We start from the raw sequence: 1,653 nt of genomic DNA on the forward strand, positions 1-1,653 counted from the left end.
GTCGTGTTCCAGCTGGTCACAAGCTGATGCCGCTCCATTGCTGGCAGCACATCAATGCTATTAATGGACCGCTCCGGCGTTATCTCCAGCGCCGTCACCAACCCTTCCAGCGCCGTCTCCATGAAGCTGCACACCCGCAGTGCGCCTATCGCAGGCGTCACTTGCACGGTGAGTGCGAAGTCCGTTCCCAGATCGTCAATCGACAAGGTCAACGGATAGTTGCTCCGTTCTTCTCCCGCAATCTGGGTGACGCCCTCCCAGATCGGCGACGTGGCGTTGTACATACTGTGACGGTAGTTGAGCAAGGCCGAAAATAACGGTTGCGGTGCAGCGATGGCACTGGCGCGTTGTGCCAATGCCAGCGAAGCATGCTCGTGCGCCATCAGTTCGGCCAGCAAGGCATGCGTCTGTCGCACACTGGCGGCTATGCCTTGATGGTCAATGTTGATGCGTAACGGCAGCGTATTGATCAGTAAGCCCATCATCTGCCGGGCACCTTCACCGCCCTCCATCCGGCCAAACAACACGGTGCCGAACACCACGTCGCTACGATTGGCGACCCGCGCCAATACTTGCGCCCACGCCAGATGACACAGGCTGGCCGCACTCACACCGAGTTGCCGGGCCTGCTGCCGTAATCGCTGCGACAGCGTGGTATTGAGTTCTCTCTGCGCTTCTTCGAGTCCGATGCCATCGCCATGCACCTCCAACAGGCCGAACGGTGCGGTCGGGGCATCAACGTCGCCCAGCATCTGCCGGAAGAAGGCTTCGTCCGCTTCGATGTTAGCCCCTAGCTTTGTCTGCGCCACATAATTACGAAATTGCAGTGGCACTGGGAGTTGCGCTTCTTGTCCCTGCAAATGCGCTGCGATCTCAGCGTCGATGACTTCCAGAGTAGTGTGATCGTTCACCAGATGGTGCAGCAAGGTCAGCAAGACCCAGCGCCGTTGTACCGCGTCAAAGGCAAAGCTGGTGCGCAGCAAGGGCGCTTGCGACAGGTCGAGCCGGATATGGCGTGGATCGAAACGTGCCCGTAACTGATCGACCACATCACCATCGGCTGGATCGAGGATCAGTTCTTCCCGCACCAGTGGGGCGCTGCGCCAAACCACCTGTAGTGGTTCCGGCACGCCTTCCCAGACGAAGGCGGTGCGTAGCGCGTCATGCCGTCGGATCACGCCTTCCAATGCGCTCAGGTAGGCGTCCAGCCGCGCTCGGGTGTCAAAGCTGGTGAGCGCGACTAGTAGATAAGGATCGCCTTGTCTGGCCATCAGATGATGAAACAGGATTCCTTCCTGCAAGGGGGCTAGCGGGTAGATATCCTGCACATTGGCCGCACCTCCGGGGACGCTACCAACCACGCAGGCAATCTCCGTGCTGCTCAACGCCACCAACGGCAGCATCGCCGGGGTGATGGCGGAACACCCGGCGGGAATCAGGTTCTCGGGAACGGTGACTAAGCGACTTTCAGCGCCAATCACAGCGGCCAGTGCGGCCACCGTCGGCGTCAAAAACAAGGCACGGACCTCGGCTTGCATGCCGTGCTCTCGCATGCGCTGGATCAGGGTGATGGCCAGCAAGGAATGACCGCCCAGTGAGAAGAAATTGTCGTGACGACCAATGCGTTCGATCTGCAATAGTTCGGACCAGATT

Annotated in this window: 1 protein-coding gene; it reads right to left on the bottom strand. The window is 59.6% G+C overall.

Features of this window, described 5'->3' with window-relative positions; genetic code table 11:
- Nucleotides 1–1,653: condensation domain-containing protein (locus tag ACVBEF_RS21095; protein WP_447125856.1), on the bottom strand; the 1,653-nt coding region annotated here is incomplete at both ends.

This window comes from Glaciimonas sp. GG7 (assembly GCF_052976905.1).